The organism is Nitrospina sp. 32_T5, from assembly GCF_052156635.1.
Lineage (GTDB): Bacteria > Nitrospinota > Nitrospinia > Nitrospinales > Nitrospinaceae > Nitrospina.
This window is the reverse complement of sequence record NZ_JBQKUO010000001.1, coordinates 328,780-346,081: the sequence shown is the minus strand read 5'-3', so window position 1 is coordinate 346,081 and position 17,302 is coordinate 328,780. Positions and strand designations below refer to the sequence as shown.

General features: G+C 57.3%; 19 protein-coding genes. 15 read left to right on the top strand and 4 right to left on the bottom strand.

Annotation, left to right across the window (positions count from 1 at the left end; translation table 11 throughout):
- Positions 1-24: 24 nt before the first annotated feature.
- Positions 25-678 carry a class I SAM-dependent methyltransferase gene (locus ACTRW9_RS01540; RefSeq protein ID WP_442426636.1) on the bottom strand — a complete coding sequence of 218 codons (654 nt, stop codon included), beginning with the start codon at positions 676-678 and terminating at the stop codon, positions 25-27.
- Between the two features lie 164 nt (positions 679-842).
- Here ACTRW9_RS01540 and ACTRW9_RS01535 point away from each other — a divergent pair, with 164 nt between their 5' ends.
- The 9 genes from ACTRW9_RS01535 to ACTRW9_RS01495 all read left to right on the top strand — a co-directional run bounded on the left by ACTRW9_RS01535 (position 843) and on the right by ACTRW9_RS01495 (position 8,010).
- The gene (locus tag ACTRW9_RS01535) at positions 843-1,379 is read left to right on the top strand and encodes a DUF1566 domain-containing protein (RefSeq protein WP_442426635.1); all 537 of its coding nucleotides are present in this window, start codon (positions 843-845) and stop codon (positions 1,377-1,379) included.
- A gap of 230 nt (positions 1,380-1,609) precedes the next feature.
- Positions 1,610-2,134 (top strand): DUF1264 domain-containing protein, encoded by a 525-nt coding sequence (locus tag ACTRW9_RS01530; protein ID WP_442428040.1) that lies wholly within the window; start codon positions 1,610-1,612, stop codon positions 2,132-2,134.
- Positions 2,135-2,244: 110 nt separating this feature from the next.
- Complete coding sequence (locus ACTRW9_RS01525; RefSeq protein ID WP_442428039.1) at positions 2,245-2,685, top strand: c-type cytochrome; 441 nt, start codon at positions 2,245-2,247, stop codon at positions 2,683-2,685.
- Positions 2,686-2,733: 48 nt separating this feature from the next.
- The gene (locus ACTRW9_RS01520; RefSeq protein WP_442428038.1) at positions 2,734-4,146 is read left to right on the top strand and encodes an MBL fold metallo-hydrolase; all 1,413 of its coding nucleotides are present in this window, start codon (positions 2,734-2,736) and stop codon (positions 4,144-4,146) included.
- A gap of 31 nt (positions 4,147-4,177) precedes the next feature.
- Positions 4,178-5,182, top strand: coding sequence for a cytochrome-c peroxidase (locus ACTRW9_RS01515; RefSeq protein WP_442428037.1), 1,005 nt, complete (start codon positions 4,178-4,180; stop codon positions 5,180-5,182).
- A 43-nt stretch (positions 5,183-5,225) separates the two neighbouring features.
- Positions 5,226-5,705 carry a c-type cytochrome gene (locus ACTRW9_RS01510; RefSeq protein WP_442428036.1) on the top strand — a complete coding sequence of 160 codons (480 nt, stop codon included), beginning with the start codon at positions 5,226-5,228 and terminating at the stop codon, positions 5,703-5,705.
- Positions 5,702-6,268, top strand: coding sequence for a c-type cytochrome (locus ACTRW9_RS01505; RefSeq protein WP_442426629.1), 567 nt, complete (start codon positions 5,702-5,704; stop codon positions 6,266-6,268). Before ACTRW9_RS01510 ends, ACTRW9_RS01505 begins: the two co-directional genes overlap by 4 nt.
- Positions 6,269-6,413: 145 nt before the next feature.
- On the top strand, positions 6,414-7,430 hold the full coding sequence (locus ACTRW9_RS01500) for a c-type cytochrome (protein WP_442428035.1): 1,017 nt from the start codon (positions 6,414-6,416) through the stop codon (positions 7,428-7,430).
- A 76-nt stretch (positions 7,431-7,506) separates the two neighbouring features.
- Positions 7,507-8,010 carry a c-type cytochrome gene (locus ACTRW9_RS01495; RefSeq protein ID WP_442428034.1) on the top strand — a complete coding sequence of 168 codons (504 nt, stop codon included), beginning with the start codon at positions 7,507-7,509 and terminating at the stop codon, positions 8,008-8,010.
- 4 nt (positions 8,011-8,014) lie between these two features.
- Here the strand turns inward: ACTRW9_RS01495 and ACTRW9_RS01490 are convergent, their stop codons facing one another.
- The 3 genes from ACTRW9_RS01490 to ACTRW9_RS01480 form a co-directional block, all read right to left on the bottom strand.
- On the bottom strand, positions 8,015-8,671 hold the full coding sequence (locus tag ACTRW9_RS01490; protein ID WP_442426626.1) for a hypothetical protein: 657 nt from the start codon (positions 8,669-8,671) through the stop codon (positions 8,015-8,017).
- Positions 8,672-8,682: 11 nt separating this feature from the next.
- Positions 8,683-10,356 carry an energy-dependent translational throttle protein EttA gene (ettA, locus tag ACTRW9_RS01485; RefSeq protein ID WP_442428033.1) on the bottom strand — a complete coding sequence of 558 codons (1,674 nt, stop codon included), beginning with the start codon at positions 10,354-10,356 and terminating at the stop codon, positions 8,683-8,685.
- Between the two features lie 89 nt (positions 10,357-10,445).
- Positions 10,446-11,108 carry a class I SAM-dependent methyltransferase gene (locus ACTRW9_RS01480; RefSeq protein ID WP_442428032.1) on the bottom strand — a complete coding sequence of 221 codons (663 nt, stop codon included), beginning with the start codon at positions 11,106-11,108 and terminating at the stop codon, positions 10,446-10,448.
- A gap of 225 nt (positions 11,109-11,333) precedes the next feature.
- Between ACTRW9_RS01480 and efp the strand changes: the two genes are divergently transcribed.
- From efp to pal, 6 genes are all read left to right on the top strand, one after another.
- Positions 11,334-11,909, top strand: a complete 576-nt coding sequence (gene efp, locus ACTRW9_RS01475; RefSeq protein WP_442428031.1) for an elongation factor P — start codon at positions 11,334-11,336, stop codon at positions 11,907-11,909.
- Positions 11,910-12,180: 271 nt separating this feature from the next.
- Positions 12,181-12,915 (top strand): protein TolQ, encoded by a 735-nt coding sequence (gene tolQ, locus ACTRW9_RS01470; RefSeq protein ID WP_442426622.1) that lies wholly within the window; start codon positions 12,181-12,183, stop codon positions 12,913-12,915.
- An 18-nt stretch (positions 12,916-12,933) separates the two neighbouring features.
- Entirely contained in the window at positions 12,934-13,335 is a 402-nt protein-coding gene (locus ACTRW9_RS01465) for an ExbD/TolR family protein (RefSeq protein ID WP_237099306.1), read from the top strand.
- Positions 13,332-14,729 carry an energy transducer TonB gene (locus ACTRW9_RS01460; RefSeq protein ID WP_442428030.1) on the top strand — a complete coding sequence of 466 codons (1,398 nt, stop codon included), beginning with the start codon at positions 13,332-13,334 and terminating at the stop codon, positions 14,727-14,729. The genes ACTRW9_RS01465 and ACTRW9_RS01460 overlap by 4 nt, the downstream gene beginning before the upstream one ends.
- Position 14,730: 1 nt before the next feature.
- Positions 14,731-16,080, top strand: a complete 1,350-nt coding sequence (locus ACTRW9_RS01455) for a hypothetical protein (protein ID WP_442426620.1) — start codon at positions 14,731-14,733, stop codon at positions 16,078-16,080.
- 321 nt (positions 16,081-16,401) lie between these two features.
- On the top strand, positions 16,402-17,172 hold the full coding sequence (gene pal, locus ACTRW9_RS01450) for a peptidoglycan-associated lipoprotein Pal (protein ID WP_442428029.1): 771 nt from the start codon (positions 16,402-16,404) through the stop codon (positions 17,170-17,172).
- The last annotated feature ends 130 nt before the right edge of the window (positions 17,173-17,302 follow it).

Below are 17,302 nucleotides of genomic sequence, written 5' to 3'. Positions count from 1 at the left end.
GAGGACGGAAGCTCGGCGGTCGCATCACTCCATCGGTTTTTGCGCGATGATGCTGGAGTACGCTTCCTTGCCATCGTCATACGCCTGGTAGCGGATGATTTTGAAGTCCTTGAACGCTTCGAGAAGTTCGTTGGTCTGGAGCGCCCACTGCGGGCGGAAATCCTGGTACTTCAGGTAATCGACGTTGTAGGTTTCGATCACCGCCATGCCGCCGGGCTTGAGCGCTTCCTTGATCTGCGGGAACAGGTTGCGTTGCATGTAGTACATCATCAGGATGACGTCGTATTCGTTTTTGGGAAGCTCGGCGGATTCCAGGTCGACCACCTCCGTCTGGATGGAGACGTTGTGCTCTTTGGCGAGGTGGCGCGCTTTTTCCAGCCCGACCGGGGAGATGTCCCACCCCTCCACATCAAATCCCTGCGTGGCGAGGAACACGCCGTTCCGGCCCTCGCCCATGGCGATGTCCAGTGCCTTGCCCTTCGGCAGGAGGCCCACGTTGTTTTTGAGGAAGGGAACCGGTTGCTTGCCGAACAGGAAGGCATCGACTTCGTATTTCTTGTTCCAGCGTTCCTGGTCCTGGGGTTTGGCCCAAATGGGGCCGGTAGCGAAGAGGGCTCCCATCAGAATGGCAGCGATCAGGTGCCGGAATGCCGGATGGCGCCGGGTGGACGGGGTCATGCGCACCTCCGTAGGTGGTTGATGGAGACGATTCTACTTCAAGGCCTGAGGGGGTTCAAGGCCATTTCCCCGTTTACTTTGAGGGGGCGGGAATTGTACACTCTAGGCGATTTTTGAATCAAACCGGACCCACGAGACCTGCAACGCCCACCCGGAGGAACCCGATGCATGGCCGCAACTGGATAACTGTTTTCACCGTCACCCTGCTGGCGGGCCTGCTCCTGACTGGAAGCGTGGCCGCCGCAGACAAACCTCAGCGCGAACCTGTCGCCAAGTCCGCCGACCAGCGCTTCTGGGATATGGGCGACGGCACGGTGCTCGACACCGAAACCCGCCTCATGTGGATGAAGCGCGACTACTGGCAGACCCAGCGCGGGTGGGTGAACTGGTACACGGCCATGGAATTTGTCCAGCGCATGAACAACAAGAGCTTCGCCGGGTACGAGGACTGGCGCATGCCCACCCCGGAAGAGGCGAAAACGCTTTACAACCGCAGAAAACGAAACACCGACAAGGACGGCGACAAGATTTTCATCGATCCCATCTTTCCCGATGGCGCGGGCTGGGGCACGTGGACCAGCCAGGAACGCGGCGGCAAGGCCATCGTGGTGTCCTATAAAGACCGGGGCGGTGAGGATTACCAGGACAAGATCAACGGACCCGACGCCTTCCTCCGTCCTGTGCGCGGCCCGCTCCCCTGATTCGGCCCCGGCCGCAGGATTGCCGTTCTTTTTCTGGTTTCCTCCAGACACGGAACCCATTTTCCTTCCAAATAATCAAGCGACTGATCTAAAAGCCCCCCCTTTCCCACTTTAGGACTGATTTCTCACCTTGTATTCCGTTTCGCCGCTTCGGTAAACTAGGAATAACACTGAGTCATTTCAGGCCATATGGAAATCGGGGCCCCAACCTTCCTTTCAGGAGGCAGTCCATGAAACCAATCAAAGTTCTGGCAATGATTTTTGTGCTCACCATCTCCACCGCCGCCTGTGCCACGGCGGGTGACAACAAACCCGCCAGTCCGCTGGATGGCTACACCATCCACGTCACCGCACCTCACGTCATGGACGGCGAAGTGGTGGGACCCTTTCATCATTACTGCAAACCGATCAACGACCAGATCATCCAGTGCATCCTGTTCGAAAGCACAGAGCCCAACGCTCGCATGACGGAAGTGGAGTACATGGTTTCCAAGGACCTCGCCCGCAAGGTGATTCCGGAGTGGTCCCACAAGGCCAACTGGCATGACCACAAGCAGGAAATAGAAACCGGGCGGGTGCAGGTGAACTATCCGACGGACGAGGAAACGGTGAAGAACCTGGTGGAGCATGTTTCCAAAACCGATGGAATTATTTTTCACCTGTGGCCCAAAGACGCGCCGATCCCGGACGGCTCCGTGGGCATCGCCCAGTCCGTCGGGCACTGGGAAATGCTGCATGGTAAAATCGGGGAATGATTCCGGTTTCATTTCCATTTGAACGTTTTTGAAGGACGGACAGCTTCTGCGGCTCCTGACCGGTCACCGGGTCCGGCTGTAGAGGTGCCGTCCGTACAAGCCAGAGAATTATGAAAACACAGGGCCTTGTTGGCTTCGGTATCGGTTTTGTGGTTTCGGCCCTGTTATGGCAGGAAGCCGCCGCATTTCATCCCAGTATCTACGCACCCCGCGTGCCGGAAGAGGAACTGGAGCGCATCCAGGAAATGGAGAGTCCCTTCCGCTCGCGGCAGGAGTACGTGGACAAGGGCGCGGAGATTTATTTCGGCAAGGGCCAGTGCGTCACCTGCCACAGCAATAACGGCAAAGGCGTGAAACTGCCGGGCCACCAGCCACGTGACTTCACAAACGCCCAATGGCAGGACCTGCGCACCGACGGCGAGCTGATGTGGGTGCTGGAGAATGGAAGTCCCGGCACCGGCATGCCGATTCGGGTGGGGACGGTGATCTCCAAGGACGAGGGCTGGTGGGTGATCCAGTTCATCCGCACCTTCCGCGAGCCGGAGAAGTGAGCACGACGGGGATTTGGAAACTTCGCTTTGTTTGGAAGGGAATCGGTCATGATCTTCAAGCAATACTACCTCGGTTGCCTGGCTCACGCTTCATACCTCATCGCGGATGAGTCCACATGCACCGCCGTGGTGGTCGATCCCCAGCGCGACGTCGAGCAGTACATCGAAGACGCGCGTGCGATGAACCTCACCCTCCGTCATGTGTACCTCACGCATTTCCACGCCGACTTCGTGGCCGGGCACCTGGAGTTGCGCGACCGTTGCGGCGCTTCGATCCACCTCGGGGCCCGGGGCGATGCGGAATACGAATTCGTCCCGGAATCGGACGGCACCCGTCTGGAGATGGGGGACGTGCGGCTGGAATCCATGGAAACCCCCGGCCACACGCCGGAAGGCATCAGCCTCCTCGTTTATGATCTGAAGGAAAATAAAGACAAGCCGCAGATGGTATTGACCGGCGACACGTTGTTCATCGGCGATGTAGGCCGGCCGGACCTCATGGCGTCCGTCGGTATCACCGCCGAAGAACTGGCGTCGATGATGTACGACTCCCTGCGCGGCAAACTCATGAAATTGCCGGACGAAACGCTGGTGTACCCGGCGCACGGGGCGGGGTCGCTATGCGGCAAGAACCTGAGTGACGAAACGGTGAGCACCATCGGCGACCAGAAGCGGTTCAACTACGCTCTGCAACCCATGGACCGCGAGGCGTTCATTCACATGATGACGGAAAAACTTCCCACCGCTCCGGATTACTTTCCTTACGATGCGCAACTGAACCGCCAGGAGAGGCTCACGCTCGACCGTTCCCTCGAAACCGGGATGAAGGAATTGACGCTGGATGAACTTCTGGCTTTGCAAAAAGAGGGCGCCCAGATTTTGGACACGCGGCCGGAAACGGAATTCAACGCCGCCCATCTGAAAGGTTCGGTGCAGGTGGGACTGGGCGGCAAGTTCGCCACCTGGGCGGGCATCGTGTTGAAACCGGACATCCCCATTGTGCTCATCACCGAACCGGGAACCGAATACGAATCCGAAATGCGCCTGGGCCGCATCGGCTTCGACCGGGTATCCGGATTTTTAAAAGACGGCATGAAGGCTCTTGCGGGTCGATCGGACCTGGTGGAAAGCACGCCCGGGTGGACCCTGGAGGACTGGGACCGTGCCAAAGAGCAAGGTCAGAAGGTGCGGGTCCTGGATGTGCGGTCGCCCACGGAATACAACGAAGGCCATATCCGGGACGCCCTCAACGTGCCGTTGAACACGTTGCAGGAACGGATGGATGAGGTGCCGCGCGACGGAGACACACTGGTGCATTGCGCCGGGGGGTATCGGTCCACCATCGCCTGCAGCCTGTTGCAGAAGGCCGGTCGGACAGGTATCATCAATTTACTCGGAGGACTTGGAGCATTCCCGCTGAATCACCCCGTTAACCGCGATCTGGTGACAACTTCCGGCTAGTGTGGAGGTACGATCCAGGAGGAGCTGAGAGATGAAAGTTGTGCCCAACGCTGTTCTGCTGGCGGTGGCTCTTTTGTGGGTCGCCCAGCCGCGTGCCATACATGCTGAGGAGTCGTTTTACGAACCCCTTCCCAAGATGACCCATCCGAAGGACAATCCGTGGTCAAAGGAGAAGGAAGAACTGGGCAAGATGCTGTACTTCGACCCCCGGCTTTCGAGTAGTAATTTTATCAGTTGTGCGACTTGTCACAATCCCGGTCTCGGCTGGGGCGACGGCCTGCCCACGCCTATCGGTCACGACTTCAATCGCAAAGGGCCCCGGCATGTGCCGACCATCATCAACAGCGGTTACTTCGAAGCACAGTTCTGGGATGGTCGTGCGCCCTCGCTGGAAGAACAGGCGAAGGGACCCATCCCGAATCCGATCGAGATGAACCAGAATCCGGATGAGCTGGTGAAAAAGTTGAAAGCCATTCCGGGTTACGTAAAACGGTTCGAAACGGTGTTCGGCAAGGGCGGCCTGACATTTGACAACATTGCCAAGGCCATTGCCACGTTCGAACGTTCGGTGGTTTCGAAGAATTCTCCCTACGATAAGTACAACAACGGGGATAAAAGCGCGATGTCGAAGTCGGCAATCAACGGCATGAACCTTTTCTTCGGCAAGGCCAAGTGTTCCATCTGCCACAACGGACCCGCTTTCACCGACAGTAATTTCCACAACATCGGAGTGAAGGGGAACGATATGGGGCGCTATGGCGTCACCAAGGACGATTCTGACAAGGGCGCGTTCAAAACGCCGGGACTGCGTCATGTCAGCCGAACGGGACCCTACATGCACGATGGAAGCGAGAAGACACTCAAGGATGTGATCGAGTTTTACAACCGCGGCGGGGATGTCGATGAAAACAAAAGTCCTTTCATCACCCCGCTGGGACTGAGCAAGCAGGAAGTCAACGACCTGGTGGAGTTTATGAAGGCGCTCGAAGGCGAACCCATCGAAGTGGTCGCGCCGGAGCTGCCGCCGGAAAATTAACGGAGTTTTTCCGCTTTTGGGTGCGGGCGGAGAAGGGAGTGCCATGCAGGTTCTCGAACTGGTATTCACAGCTTTGTTGCTGGTCCCCGCCGCCCCGCCGGGTTTGACGGACATGCCGGGGCATTCGGGAATCTGTCCGCAAACCCGCCAGACGCCCACGGCGCCGCAGGAATACCTGGACCTGGAAAACCCGCTGGAGCCGACAGAGGCCAACATCCTGGCAGGCAAAACGCTGTTCCATTTCGATGCCGAACCGCATGCCTGCCGGGTGTGTCACGGGCTTTCGGGGAACGGACTGGGTATCATGTTCAAGGCTGTGCATCCGAAGCCGCGCAACTTCACCTGTTTTCAAACCATGAAGGACCTCCCGGACGGTCAACTGTTCTGGGTGATCCGCAACGGTTCACCGGGAACCGTCATGCCGGCGTTTGGATCGCTGGATGTGGATCAAATCTGGCAGTTGATTTTATATATACGAAACTTTTCAAAAGTAGATTCAACCAACGAACAAGGGGAACCATGAACCAACGTACTTTCTGGATGAGGGCTCTTTCCTTGTCCCTGTTCATTGCAGGTTTTGCGACGGGACCGCAGTTTTCGTACGCAGACACTCCGGGCTCCGGAGACAACGAAACAATCCAGCTCGCCATGCACCAGGGCAGTCCGCATGGCGGGGATCACGAACGACACGGTCTGCACCACGGAATGGGCCGCGGGGGCAAAGGCATCTGTCCGCAGACCCGCACCGCGCCTCAGGCTCCGAAGACGGTGTACAACCTGAAGAATCCATTGGAACCGACCAAGGAAAACATCGAGAAGGGCGAGTCCCTTTACCAATGGACGGCGGAACCCACCGCCTGCAAGGTGTGTCACGGTCCTTCGGGCAACGGCATGGGCATGATGGCCAACGGACTTCAAGCTTTGCCGCGCAATTTCACCTGCGGGGAAACCATGCAGGAGATCACCGACGGGCAGATGTACTGGATCATCAAAAACGGCACGCCCACCGGTATGCCGCCTTACCCGTTCATGGATGAGAACGAGGTGTGGAAGCTGATCCTCTACATCCGCCAGTTGTCAAAGTAAGGCCCGGATTTCAGCAGGCAGACAGGGTCCATTCACAACCGCCTACCGGGCTGGTCACACGATCCGTCCTTCAAATTCTTCCACATTGCAGGAACATGGGTTCCTGCAATGTGGAAGGTTTGCGGTTTTTGAAAGGAGCTGCCTTATGAATTGTCTGCCTGTATTCCGCATTTGTTTCCGCCTCGCCATCTCTGCTTTCCTGTTATTGCTGTTCCTGCCGGCTTCGCCTGCGAGCGCGGCGGATGAGTCGGTCGCCAGAAAGCTGATCGACCACAGTTGTTCCAATTGCCACCGGTTTGAAGGCGAGGCCAAATCCCGCTTTGAATTGCGGGCTCCTGACCTCATGTGGGCGGGCGTCAAGTTCCAGCGCCCGTGGCTGGTCCGCTGGCTGATGGGCCAGGAAGACAACGTTTATCAGAAAAATTACCGGTGGGACATCTCGCAAACGCCGGTCAATCACCCCGCCCTCACCAAAGAGCAGGCGGAAGCGATGGCAGACTACTTCGAAAAACATCTGCAGGATGCGCGCGTCAAGAAGGACGCCATCGACCTGTCCCAATTCACCGAGCTTCACGCCCAGTTCGGCCGCGAACTGTTCAAAAAACACTCCTGCATTGGATGCCACCAGATCATGGAGGACGATGAAAAGCTCGGCGGACCCCAGAGTGCCTCGTTTTTCAATCCCGGCAAGCGTCTGAACAAGGACTGGATTTACCGTTTCAATTCCAATCCGCCGGACTTCGTGCCGCACAGCGGCGAGTTCGTCGCCGATGTCAGCGGACTGGGCCTGTATTACATCACCGGATTCCTGGCGACGGAGGGCGATCCCGACTTTCAGTTTTATGAACCGTGGAAGAGCGAGCATTTCCAGAACGCCAGCGCTGAACGCGGGGCGACGATCTACAAGGAATACTGCGCGCAGTGCCACGGTGCGGAAGGCAAAGGCGACGGGCCGGCGGCTTCCGGACTGGACCCCAAACCCGCGGTGCATTGGGAGTTGCCTTTGAACGTCTATCCGGAGGACTACCTGTACAATGTTATTTACTACGGAGGCAAGTCGGTGGGCAAGTCGCCGTACATGCCTTACTGGGGGTTGACCCTGGGCGATCAGGGCGTGGCGGATGTCATCGCCTACCTCCGCGAAACGTTCAAGGGAAATTGAAACGCGAGCGGCAACGAGGGCCTTTCCAAGGATACGGCATAGAAAGGCCCTCCCTTTTGAAAATGGAATTCGAATCATGAAGAAATGGATAGGGATGGGGTTGGGATGCTGGATGGCGGCGTTGTCCGCCTGCGGCGGTACCACGGAAGTGGAGATGCCGGAATTTATGGAGGAGAAGCAGGAGGCCCAGGTCACTCGGGTCTCATCGTCGGGCGTCTGTCCGCAAAAACGCAGCACCCCGCGCGCACCGTCGGCGTTCTACAAACGCACCAACCCTCTTGAGGCGACCGGCGAAAACCTGGCGCAGGGCGAGGCACTGTATCAGCGTACGGCCAAACCCCTCACCTGCAAAACCTGTCACGGTGAGCGGGGGGATGGGTTGGGCGACCCGGATTTCGAAAGCACACCCCCGGCGCGCAATTTCACCTGCGCCGCCACCATGCAAGACCTTCCCGACGGGCAGTTGTTCTGGGTCATCCGGAACGGCTCGCCGGGCACGTCCATGCCGGCCCACCCGAACCTCTCGGAGACTGAAATCTGGCAGCTGGTTCTTTACCTGCGCACCTTCGCGGGCCAGTGAAGCGTCAGTAGTTTGAGCGGCGCTTTTCGTATTTGTGCGCGTGCAGGATGCGGCGGGCTTCGTCTTCCATCTGCTCCAGTAAAGAAAAGTAAATGCCGCCCAGCGTTTCTTCCGGGTGCGGCAAACCGTATTCCACGCCGTGCGAAACGTCGGAGAGGGCCAGCACCTTTTTCTGCTTCGCCAGGTAAAGCAGGCCCTGCAGGAGGATCTGCGGGTTGTCCGGATGCCACGCAAATCCGGCGCGGTAAACCAGCAGGATGTCTTCGTCGTACTGTTCGCCCAGCTTCAGAAGCGTACCGCGGTTGACGGGCCGGTGCAGGTCGTCGCCCAGGGTGAGCGGCGCGAGGCGTGCGGGATCGATCTTCATCAGCGTGCGTTTGACCGGAGCCTTGTCGGCAAACACCCGGTCCACGCCCACGGGGTCCAGACCGAGATCATCCGCATACGCTTTTTGCCCGCGGGTCACCTCCGGCGTGTGATGCAGGCAGAACTCCGCTGCCGTGCAACTCTGGATCACCTTCATCGACTTGGGAAAGACAAACGGCTTGATGTTGGCGTCGGATTTGGGGGTGTCGAGAAAATCGTCCGCGCCCGCCGGGCCGGGCATCATGAGCCAGCCCGCCAGGAGCAGGCCGCAGGCGATGACCGTCCGGTTCCGCATGGCGCGTCTCCTCAATGCAGGGTGAGTTTCTTGTACTTCGACCGGCGGTTCTCCTCGCGTCCCCCCAACTCCTGCCGGCGCGTTTCCTGGTAGGCCTCGAAGTTGCCCTCGAACCAGCGCACCTTGCTGTTGCCCTCGAACACGAGCAGGTGCGTGCAGATGCGGTCCAGGAAAAAACGGTCATGACTGATCACCACCACGCAGCCGGGAAAATCGAGGATGGCGTTTTCCAGGTTGCCCAGGGTGGTGACGTCGAGGTCGTTGGTCGGTTCGTCAAGCAGGAGTACGTTGCCGCCGCGCCGTAACAGTTTCGCCAGGTGCAGGCGGTTGCGCTCCCCTCCCGACAGGTTGCCGACCTTTTTCTGCTGGTCCCCGCCGCGGAAATTGAAACGCGCGACGTAGGCGCGGGAGTTCATGACGCGGTCGCCGACCTCGATCTGGTCGGTGCCGCCGGTGATCTCCTCGAACACGGTTTTATTGTCATCGAGTTCGTCGCGGTGCTGATCGACGTATGACAACTGCACGCTCGGTCCCACCTCCAATGAGCCACCATCGGGTTGTTCTTCCCCCACAATCATGCGGAACAGGGTGGTCTTGCCGGTGCCGTTGGGACCGATGACGCCGACGATGCCGCCGCGCGGAATGGAAAACGTGAGGTCCTCGATCAGGGGCGTGTCGCCGTAGCCTTTGCTGAGGCCGCGCGCCTCGATCACCTTGTCGCCCAACTGCGGACCGGGCGCGATCTGGATATCCAGGCTGTTGTCGCCGTTGTCTGCTTTCTTCTGCGACAGTTTTTCGAATTCCTTGATGCGGCTTTTGTTTTTCGTGCGGCGGGCGCCGGGATTGGTGTTGATCCATTCCAGTTCCTTCTCCAGCCGTTTGCGCAGGCTGGACTCGGACTTCTCCTTCTGCGCCAGGCGCGATGCCTTCTGCTGGAGCCACGAAGAATAGTTGCCTTCGAACGGAATGCCGCGTCCGCCCTGCAACTCCAGAATCCACTTGGTGATGTTGTCGAGGAAGTAGCGGTCGTGGGTGGAGACAATGACGTTGCCGGGGTATTCCTTCAACGTGTCTTCCAGCCAGGCGACGGTTTCCGCGTCGAGGTGGTTGGTGGGCTCGTCCATCAGGATGATGTCGGGCTTGAGGAGGAGCAGTCGGCACAGCGCGACGCGGCGTTTTTCCCCACCGGAGAGCGTGCCGGTTTTCTGGTCGTCGGGCGGCAGGACGAGCGCGTCCATCGCCACCTCGATCTGCCGGTCCAGTTCCCATCCGTCCACCGCGTCGATTTCATCCTGCAACTTGCCCATGCGCTCCATGGCGCGTTCCATCTCTTCTTCCGGCAGGGCTTCGGCCATGCTGGCGCTGACTTCATTGAACTCGTTGATGAGTTTCTGGATCGGCTCGAATGCCTCCTCCACCACCTCGCGCACGGTCTTGTCCGGATCGAGTTGCGGTTCCTGGTGCAGGATGCCGACCTTCGTGCCTTTCAGCGGTTGCGCCTTGCCCTCGAAATCCTGGTCCTCGCCTGCCATGATGCGGAGCAGGGTGGATTTTCCGGTGCCGTTCTCGCCGACGATGCCGATCTTCGCGCCGTGATAGAAAAATAGATTGATGTCCTCGAATACCGTTTTGGCGCCGTAGGTTTTGCGCAGTTGGGAAATGGAAAAGATATATTCGCCAGCCATGATGCTTTCTTTGGTTGAAGGAGTGGATAAAGATGTTTCGAACTAGATGATCCCTGATTTTAAGATTTTTTCAAGAGGGAACGGATAAATTAAACACCGCTCCGTTCCCTGCGCTGCAGAATGACGAAATCCTTGCCATTGTCGAACACGCGTTGGAAACCGCAGGTGCGGCCGATCCAGTCGAACGTTTCCAGCCGGTAAAAACAGACGTGGGTGGGATCGCGCTGGTAGTACCAGTTGAGAAACGACGAAGAATTCGGCTCCGGACTCATTTCCGTATAAAACCGTGTCATCACCGCAAGAAACCCCGCGGATTCCAACAGGCCGCCGATGCGCTCCATCTCGCGTGCCGGATTGTGAAAATGCTCAAAAGTTTCGGTGGAGACAACAACATCGAAGCGTCTGTCCTCAGGCAGGTCCGGGAAGAAAATGGAATCGTACTTTTCGGCGCGATAGCCCTCGCGTTCAAGCAGGGCGGCGAGCACCGGTTCGTAACCGCATCCGTAATCGAGTGCGGTTTTCGCCTGCGGGCAGTGTTCCTTGATATGGCGGATCTTGTCCATGAACATGGCAACGTAGCCGGGGTTGTCGAGGCTGTTTTCGTGTTCGCGGTAACGCATCTCCTCTTCCTCGCGGGAGGGATGCGATTTGGACGGCACGGAAATCAGGTGGCAGGTTTCACACAGGCGGTATTCGCGTTGCGGGTTGTGGGCAAACTCCCGGGTGGGAGACGTGCAGAGAGGGCAGTCCATGGACCGGATTGTGCCACAATTTCGCCGGTTTGGCGACGCACCCCGGCGCGCCGGTGGGGAATCTGGCACCCTTTATCCATTTTGTGGTATGATCGTGCCTCGATTCGGCTCGAATCCCACTCTTCCAGGTCCCGTAAACATCCATCAAACCAGTCGGCTTGCGGTCCGTAAGAACGCGGTGCGGGGCGGTTTTGGCAATCGTTGTGCATTCAGGAGATTTTTTAGATGGCAAACTACATCAGCGGCAACTCCATCCGTGCCGGTCACGTGATCGTTTACAACAAGGACCTGTACCGGGTGATGAAGGCCGAGCACCGCACCCCCGGCAACAAGCGCGCCTTCATGCAGGCCAAACTGCGCAGTTTGAAAGACGGCACCCAGACCGAGGTCAAGTTCCGCGCCGACGAGGAAATCGAACGCGCCACGCTCGAGCAGTCGGAGATGGAGTTTCTGTACGAGGATGCGACCAGCGGCTACTGCTTCATGAACAGCGAAACCTTTGAGCAGATTTTCATCGAGTCCGACGTGCTGGGCGACGTGAAGCTGTACCTGCTTCCCAACAGCCGCGTGACCGTGGAGTTTCATGACGGCCGGCCAATCGGCGTGCAACCGCCGGAGACGGTCGAGTTGAAAGTGGTCGATACCGAGCCACAATTGCGGGGCGCGACGGTATCCGGCTCCGGCAAACCCGCGACCCTGGAGACAGGGCTGGTTGTCACCGTGCCGCAGTTTGTGGACATCGGCGAAGTCGTGCGCGTGTCCACCTCCACCGGCGCCTACCAGGAACGCGTCAAAGGCTGAAACCGGCTCGACCCCTCCACGTTTCTTCTCTTTTCGCTTCTTTCTCACCTCTGTTACTGAATACAAAGTTCCTCCCCCCAGTGGGGGAAACAAAACCGCTGAATTTCCCACCCTTGTTTTTTTGCAGATTCCCCCGATTGAATTGCGCCTCCTGAATGCGGTAAACTAAAGGCGTTTTTTTTAATAGGTGATTGATTTTAAATAAATTAAGGCGTCCCTGCCCGGAAGTTCGCAAGCACGTTCCATTCATCACTCATAGGATTTTTCTTTCATGGAAACGCTCAATCCATCGACCATGCCCCTCAGCATCTTTGAAATGGTTTCCCGTTCCAGCACCATGGCGAAAGCGGTTCTGGTACTGCTTCTCATATTCAGCATCGTGTCCTGGGCCATCATCCTGACGAAGTTCATCGCTTACCGTAAGGCCAAGCAGGAGGACCAGAGTTTCCTGCGCGTGTTCAGCCAGAGTTCCAGCCTGGTCAACATCTACAATTTCTCGCAGAAGCTGAAGTACAGCCCCGTGGCGCGGGTGTTTTTGACCGGCTATTCGGAGCTGTACCGGTACAGCGGCAACAACGAACAGGGGCGCGAAGCCGGAATGGCACGGGAGGTGGCGCTCTCCGAGCAGGACCTCAAAGGCATCGGCCTGTCGTTGACCAAGGCGATCAACCACGAAATCGAAAGGCTGGCGCACCGCCTGGATTTTCTGGCCACCACCGGGAGCACGACGCCGTTCATCGGCCTGTTCGGCACCGTGTGGGGCATCATGCATTCGTTCCGCATGATCGGCGTGAAGGGTTCCGCCAGCATCGGCGGCGTCGCGCCGGGCATCGCCGAGGCGTTGATCGCTACGGCGGCGGGTTTGTTTGCGGCGATTCCGGCGGTCGTGTTCTACAACTACCTGAATGCCAAGATCCGCGGCTTCACCGCGCGCATGGACGACTTCTCCCGCGACTTCCTGTTCATGTCCGAAAAGGACTTCCTCCGCAAACCCGTCGATTACTGATCCCCCAGGAAACGCATTATGGATTACCGCAAAGACCCCCGCCTGATGGCGGACATCAACGTCACCCCGTTCGTGGACGTCATGCTGGTTCTGCTGGTCATTTTCATGATCACCGCTCCGCTCATGCAGCACGGCATGGATGTGGACCTGCCGGAAGAAAGCACCGAGACGGTAGAGGTGAAGGACGTGCCGACCATCTCGATCCGCAGTAACAAGAAGGTGTATTACGACAAGGAAGAACTGGTGACGCTGGTGCAGTTGGGCGAGAAACTGCAACGCTACCTTGAAAACAACGAAAAGGGATCGGTGTATTTCCGTGCCGACCGCAACCTGGATTACGGCTACGTGGTGAAGGTCATGGCCACCATCCGCCGCGCCGGCGTGAAAAACATCGGCATGATGACCGAGCCGGGAGAATGAGTTTGCATTCTTCGCAGTTTTACAACTTCAACCAGATGCTCGTCATCAGCGTGTTCGTGCACTGCCTGATGCTGACCCTCGTGCTGTTCATGCCGAAGTCCGAGTGGGTGCAGGAGAAAATCCGCCCGGTGTTCACGGTGGACCTCGTCGAAGTTCCCGCCATTCCCGGATCGCAACCCGGCGACCTGCCGGAGGAGGGCCAGCAGCAGAAGGCCGTGTCGCCATCCCAGGAGAGTGCGGTGGAGACCCCGGTGACGCAGAAGCCGCTCACCAAAAAACCGTCGGGCACCAAAGCGGAACCGAATCCGGTTCCCCAGCCCAAAAGCAAGTTCACCTCGGGGGATAAAAGCGTGAAGCTGGAAGACCTGCCGTTCACCGGTACGCCCACGCCGAAAACCAAACCGGGGCAGTCCTTGTCCACCCTGGAGGAACTGGAACAGATGGACAAACTGCCGCCGACGGTCAAGCAGCCCACGAATAAAAAGTCATCGCCGACATTGCTGGAAGATTCCCTGCGCGAGCTCGATGCGTTGAAAACGCCTGCGGAGTCTCCGGGTGAGAAAAAGAAACCGGGGCCCTCGCGCGTGACCGAGGCGTTGAAAGGATTCGACACCCTGCAGATGGAGAAGCACGTTCCCATTGAAATGCCGAAGCCCAATCCCGTTCCCAGGAAGGAAGACCTGAGCCTGGAGGAACTGGAATTCGCCATGCTGGCCAAACGCAAAATTCAAAGCGGCACGCCGGATACGACGGTGGCGGACCGGCGGGAGTTGCTGGAGAAACTGGAGGAGTTGCAGGAACTCAAAAAATCCAGCAAACCCGTGGTCATCCAGAAGAAAACCAGCACGCAGGAGTTTGAAACGCTTATTGTCCAGCAGATGGAATCGACCCAGCAGGTGCTGGACAAGATCGCGTCGCTCGACAAACAGCATGAGGTTGAAGTCAGCTTTGACCTGGGTGAAAGCACCCGGTCCCAGCCTGTAAAATTCAAGAGCCGCATCTGGGCGGTCAAGTCCGACACGCTGGGCAAGGGCATGAAGGGCAAGGCAACCGGCGCGGGCAGCAAGCAGACGTTTGTGTATCAGGGACCGGTCGGGCAGGCGCAGGCGGCGGATCCGCTTTCCCAGTACGTCGGGCGCGTGCACCAGCAGATTTACAAAAACTGGAGAAACCCCCTCGGTGCGGGGCACAATGAGGTGAAGGTTTCCTTTTATATTTACCGTGCAGGCAACATCGACCAGCCGGAACTGGTGGCCAGCTCCGGCGATTCGCAGTTGGATAAATTGGCGCTCATGGCGATCAAGGATTCGGCCCCGTTCCCGAAGTTTCCTTCCGCCCTGAAAGAGCCCAACCTGCATATCACCATCAACTTCAAATACATTGCGAAAAAATAATATGCGATTCGCCTTCACGATAATTGTGTGTTTCGGGCTGTTCCTGCTTCCCCTGCCGGCATTGGCCGAGTTGGACGTGGAGCTCGACCTTTATAAGGAAACGGCGACGGAAATTGAAATCGCCGTCCCTCCATTTTATGAAACCGAACCGGGACAGGATGCGGATCTTGCCAGGGAGGCGCGGGAGATTCTGCAAACCAACCTTCGCCTGTTCGAATTGTTCCGGCCCATGGAAACCGAAGTGTTTGCGGAACTGGCGGCAACCGAGGGCGGGCAGTCGCGTCCCCTGTTCCTCGAATGGAGCCGCATCGGCACGCAGTGGCTGGTGAAGACACAGTACCGCACTGAAGGACTGAACGGAGGCGTGCAGTTTGTCTTCCGTCTGTACGACGTGGTGCACAACCGTTACCTGATGGGAAAACGTTACCAGGGTGGTCGGCAGTATGTGCGCACCATCATGCAGAGGTTTGCCGACGAGTTGATGGACCAGCTGACCGGCAAACGCGGCGTGGCGGAGACGCAAATCGGTTTCCTCGCCACCAGCGATTTCGGCAAGGAATTGTATGCGGTTGATTTCGATGGCGAGAACCTGAAACAGATTTCGGACGAACAGTCGGTGGTGCTGTCGCCGAACTGGTCGCCTGACCGCCGCACGATCGTCTTCACCTCGTACCGTGACCGCAACCCGAATATGGTCCTCATGTCCACCAACGGGGAGAAACGCCGCACGCTTCTGGACATTCCCGGCCTCAATTCCGCGCCGGCGTGGTCGCCGGACGGATCGCGCATTGCGCTGTCGCTCAGCAAGGACGAGAACTCTGAAATCTACACGCTCAGCCGGTGGAACGAGTTGACGCGGCTGACCCGACACTTTAATATAGACACCTCACCCACCTGGTCGCCGGACGGAAAACGTATTGCGTTCACATCCGACCGCGCGGGAGCGGGACGTCCGCAGATTTACATCATGGACGCCGAGGACGGGGATCAACAGGGCGTGCGCCGCATTACCTTTGATTCCTGGTACAACGACAACCCCGCATGGTCGCCGGATGGCGATAAAATTGCCTACACTTCCCGGGTGGGGGATTACCATCAGATCCGGTTGTTCTTTCCAGAAACAGGAAAAACGGCACTTTTTACTCAGGGACCGAGTAACAAGGAAGAACCCTCCTGGTCCCCGGATGGCCGCTTTCTGGCTTACCGGGTGGCGCACGGGAGGTATTCTTCGGTTCATATCAAGGGATTCAACGGAAAACCCAGCCGCCAGCTGACGCACCTGCCCCAAGGCAGTTACAGCCCAACCTGGTCCCCTTATCCCAGACGGTATTTGCAGGGAGAAAACAATTGACCCTTCTCCAGGTTGCTCCGAATAGGGAAGAATCGGGTTTTCTGCGGGTCAAATCGGCTACAGGGATTTCCAATTGAAAAATGGTGAATTAAGGAACTGCCCCGGCGGAATTCCTTTAACTGGTTGTTTTTAAAAAATTTATTTAAAAACTCGATTTGGTTTTTGGGAAAAAATTGATTACAATGCTTAGAGTTATTTTCCCTGTAAATACGGCATAGTTAAAAAATTCAAGAATCGGTTTTATAATATAGCTACATCAACATGAGGGAGTCGTTAACAAGAGGTTGAAAAATTATGAACAATTTACTCAAGGCAAAAAAAATGCGTTTGATTTGTGGCATTGCCATTTTTATTTTGGCGGTAGGAGTTACAGGGTGTGCGAAGAAGCTCGCTCCTGAAGTGGAAAACCCTCCTGAGGAGCCCGTCGAAACCGTGTCGGTGGAGCCGGAACCCACTCCGGAACCGGAAACCCAGCCGGAAGAGGGTTTCGATATCCAGATTCAGGAAACCGAGGAAAGTGGAGCCTTCATTACCGAATCTCCTGAGGAAAATGTGGAATCGTCCACCATTCCTGATTTCCAGGTAGAGGCGCCGAAGGAAGAGGAAACCACGAAGGTCGAACAAATGGACATGAGCAACAACACGTTTGTCGCCGAACCTCAGGAAAATCCGGTCATCGAGGACACCGCCAAGGTGTTTGAGCAGCCGGAAGAGCCGGAAAAGATCGAGGAGGCACGCCTGCTTGCATTCGAACCTACGGCGCAGATCGAAGACGTTTACTTCGCCTTTGACAGCTTTGACCTCGATGAAAAAAGCAAGGACCGCCTGCGCGCCAACGTGCAATGGCTCAAGCAGAACCCCAATGCCAAAGTGGAAATTCAGGGGCACTGCGACGAGCGCGGCACCAACAACTACAACCTGGGTCTCGGCGAGCGCCGGGCTTTGGCCACCAAGAAGTTCCTGGCTTCCCAGGGTGTGGATGAAAGCCGCCTGCACACCATCAGCTACGGTGAAGAAAAACCGTTCTGCTTTGAAAGCAGTGAGAATTGCTGGTGGCGCAACCGCCGCGCGCATTTTCTGATTTCTGAATAAGGTTGACGATTCAGCAGTTGGAAAATTAGCTCTTCAAGGGATCGGCCGCAACAGGGTATACTTGTTGCGGTCGATTTTTTTTGTCTTCGACTTTTCAAAGCCTGTCATCGACTTTTTCTACAAAGTTGAT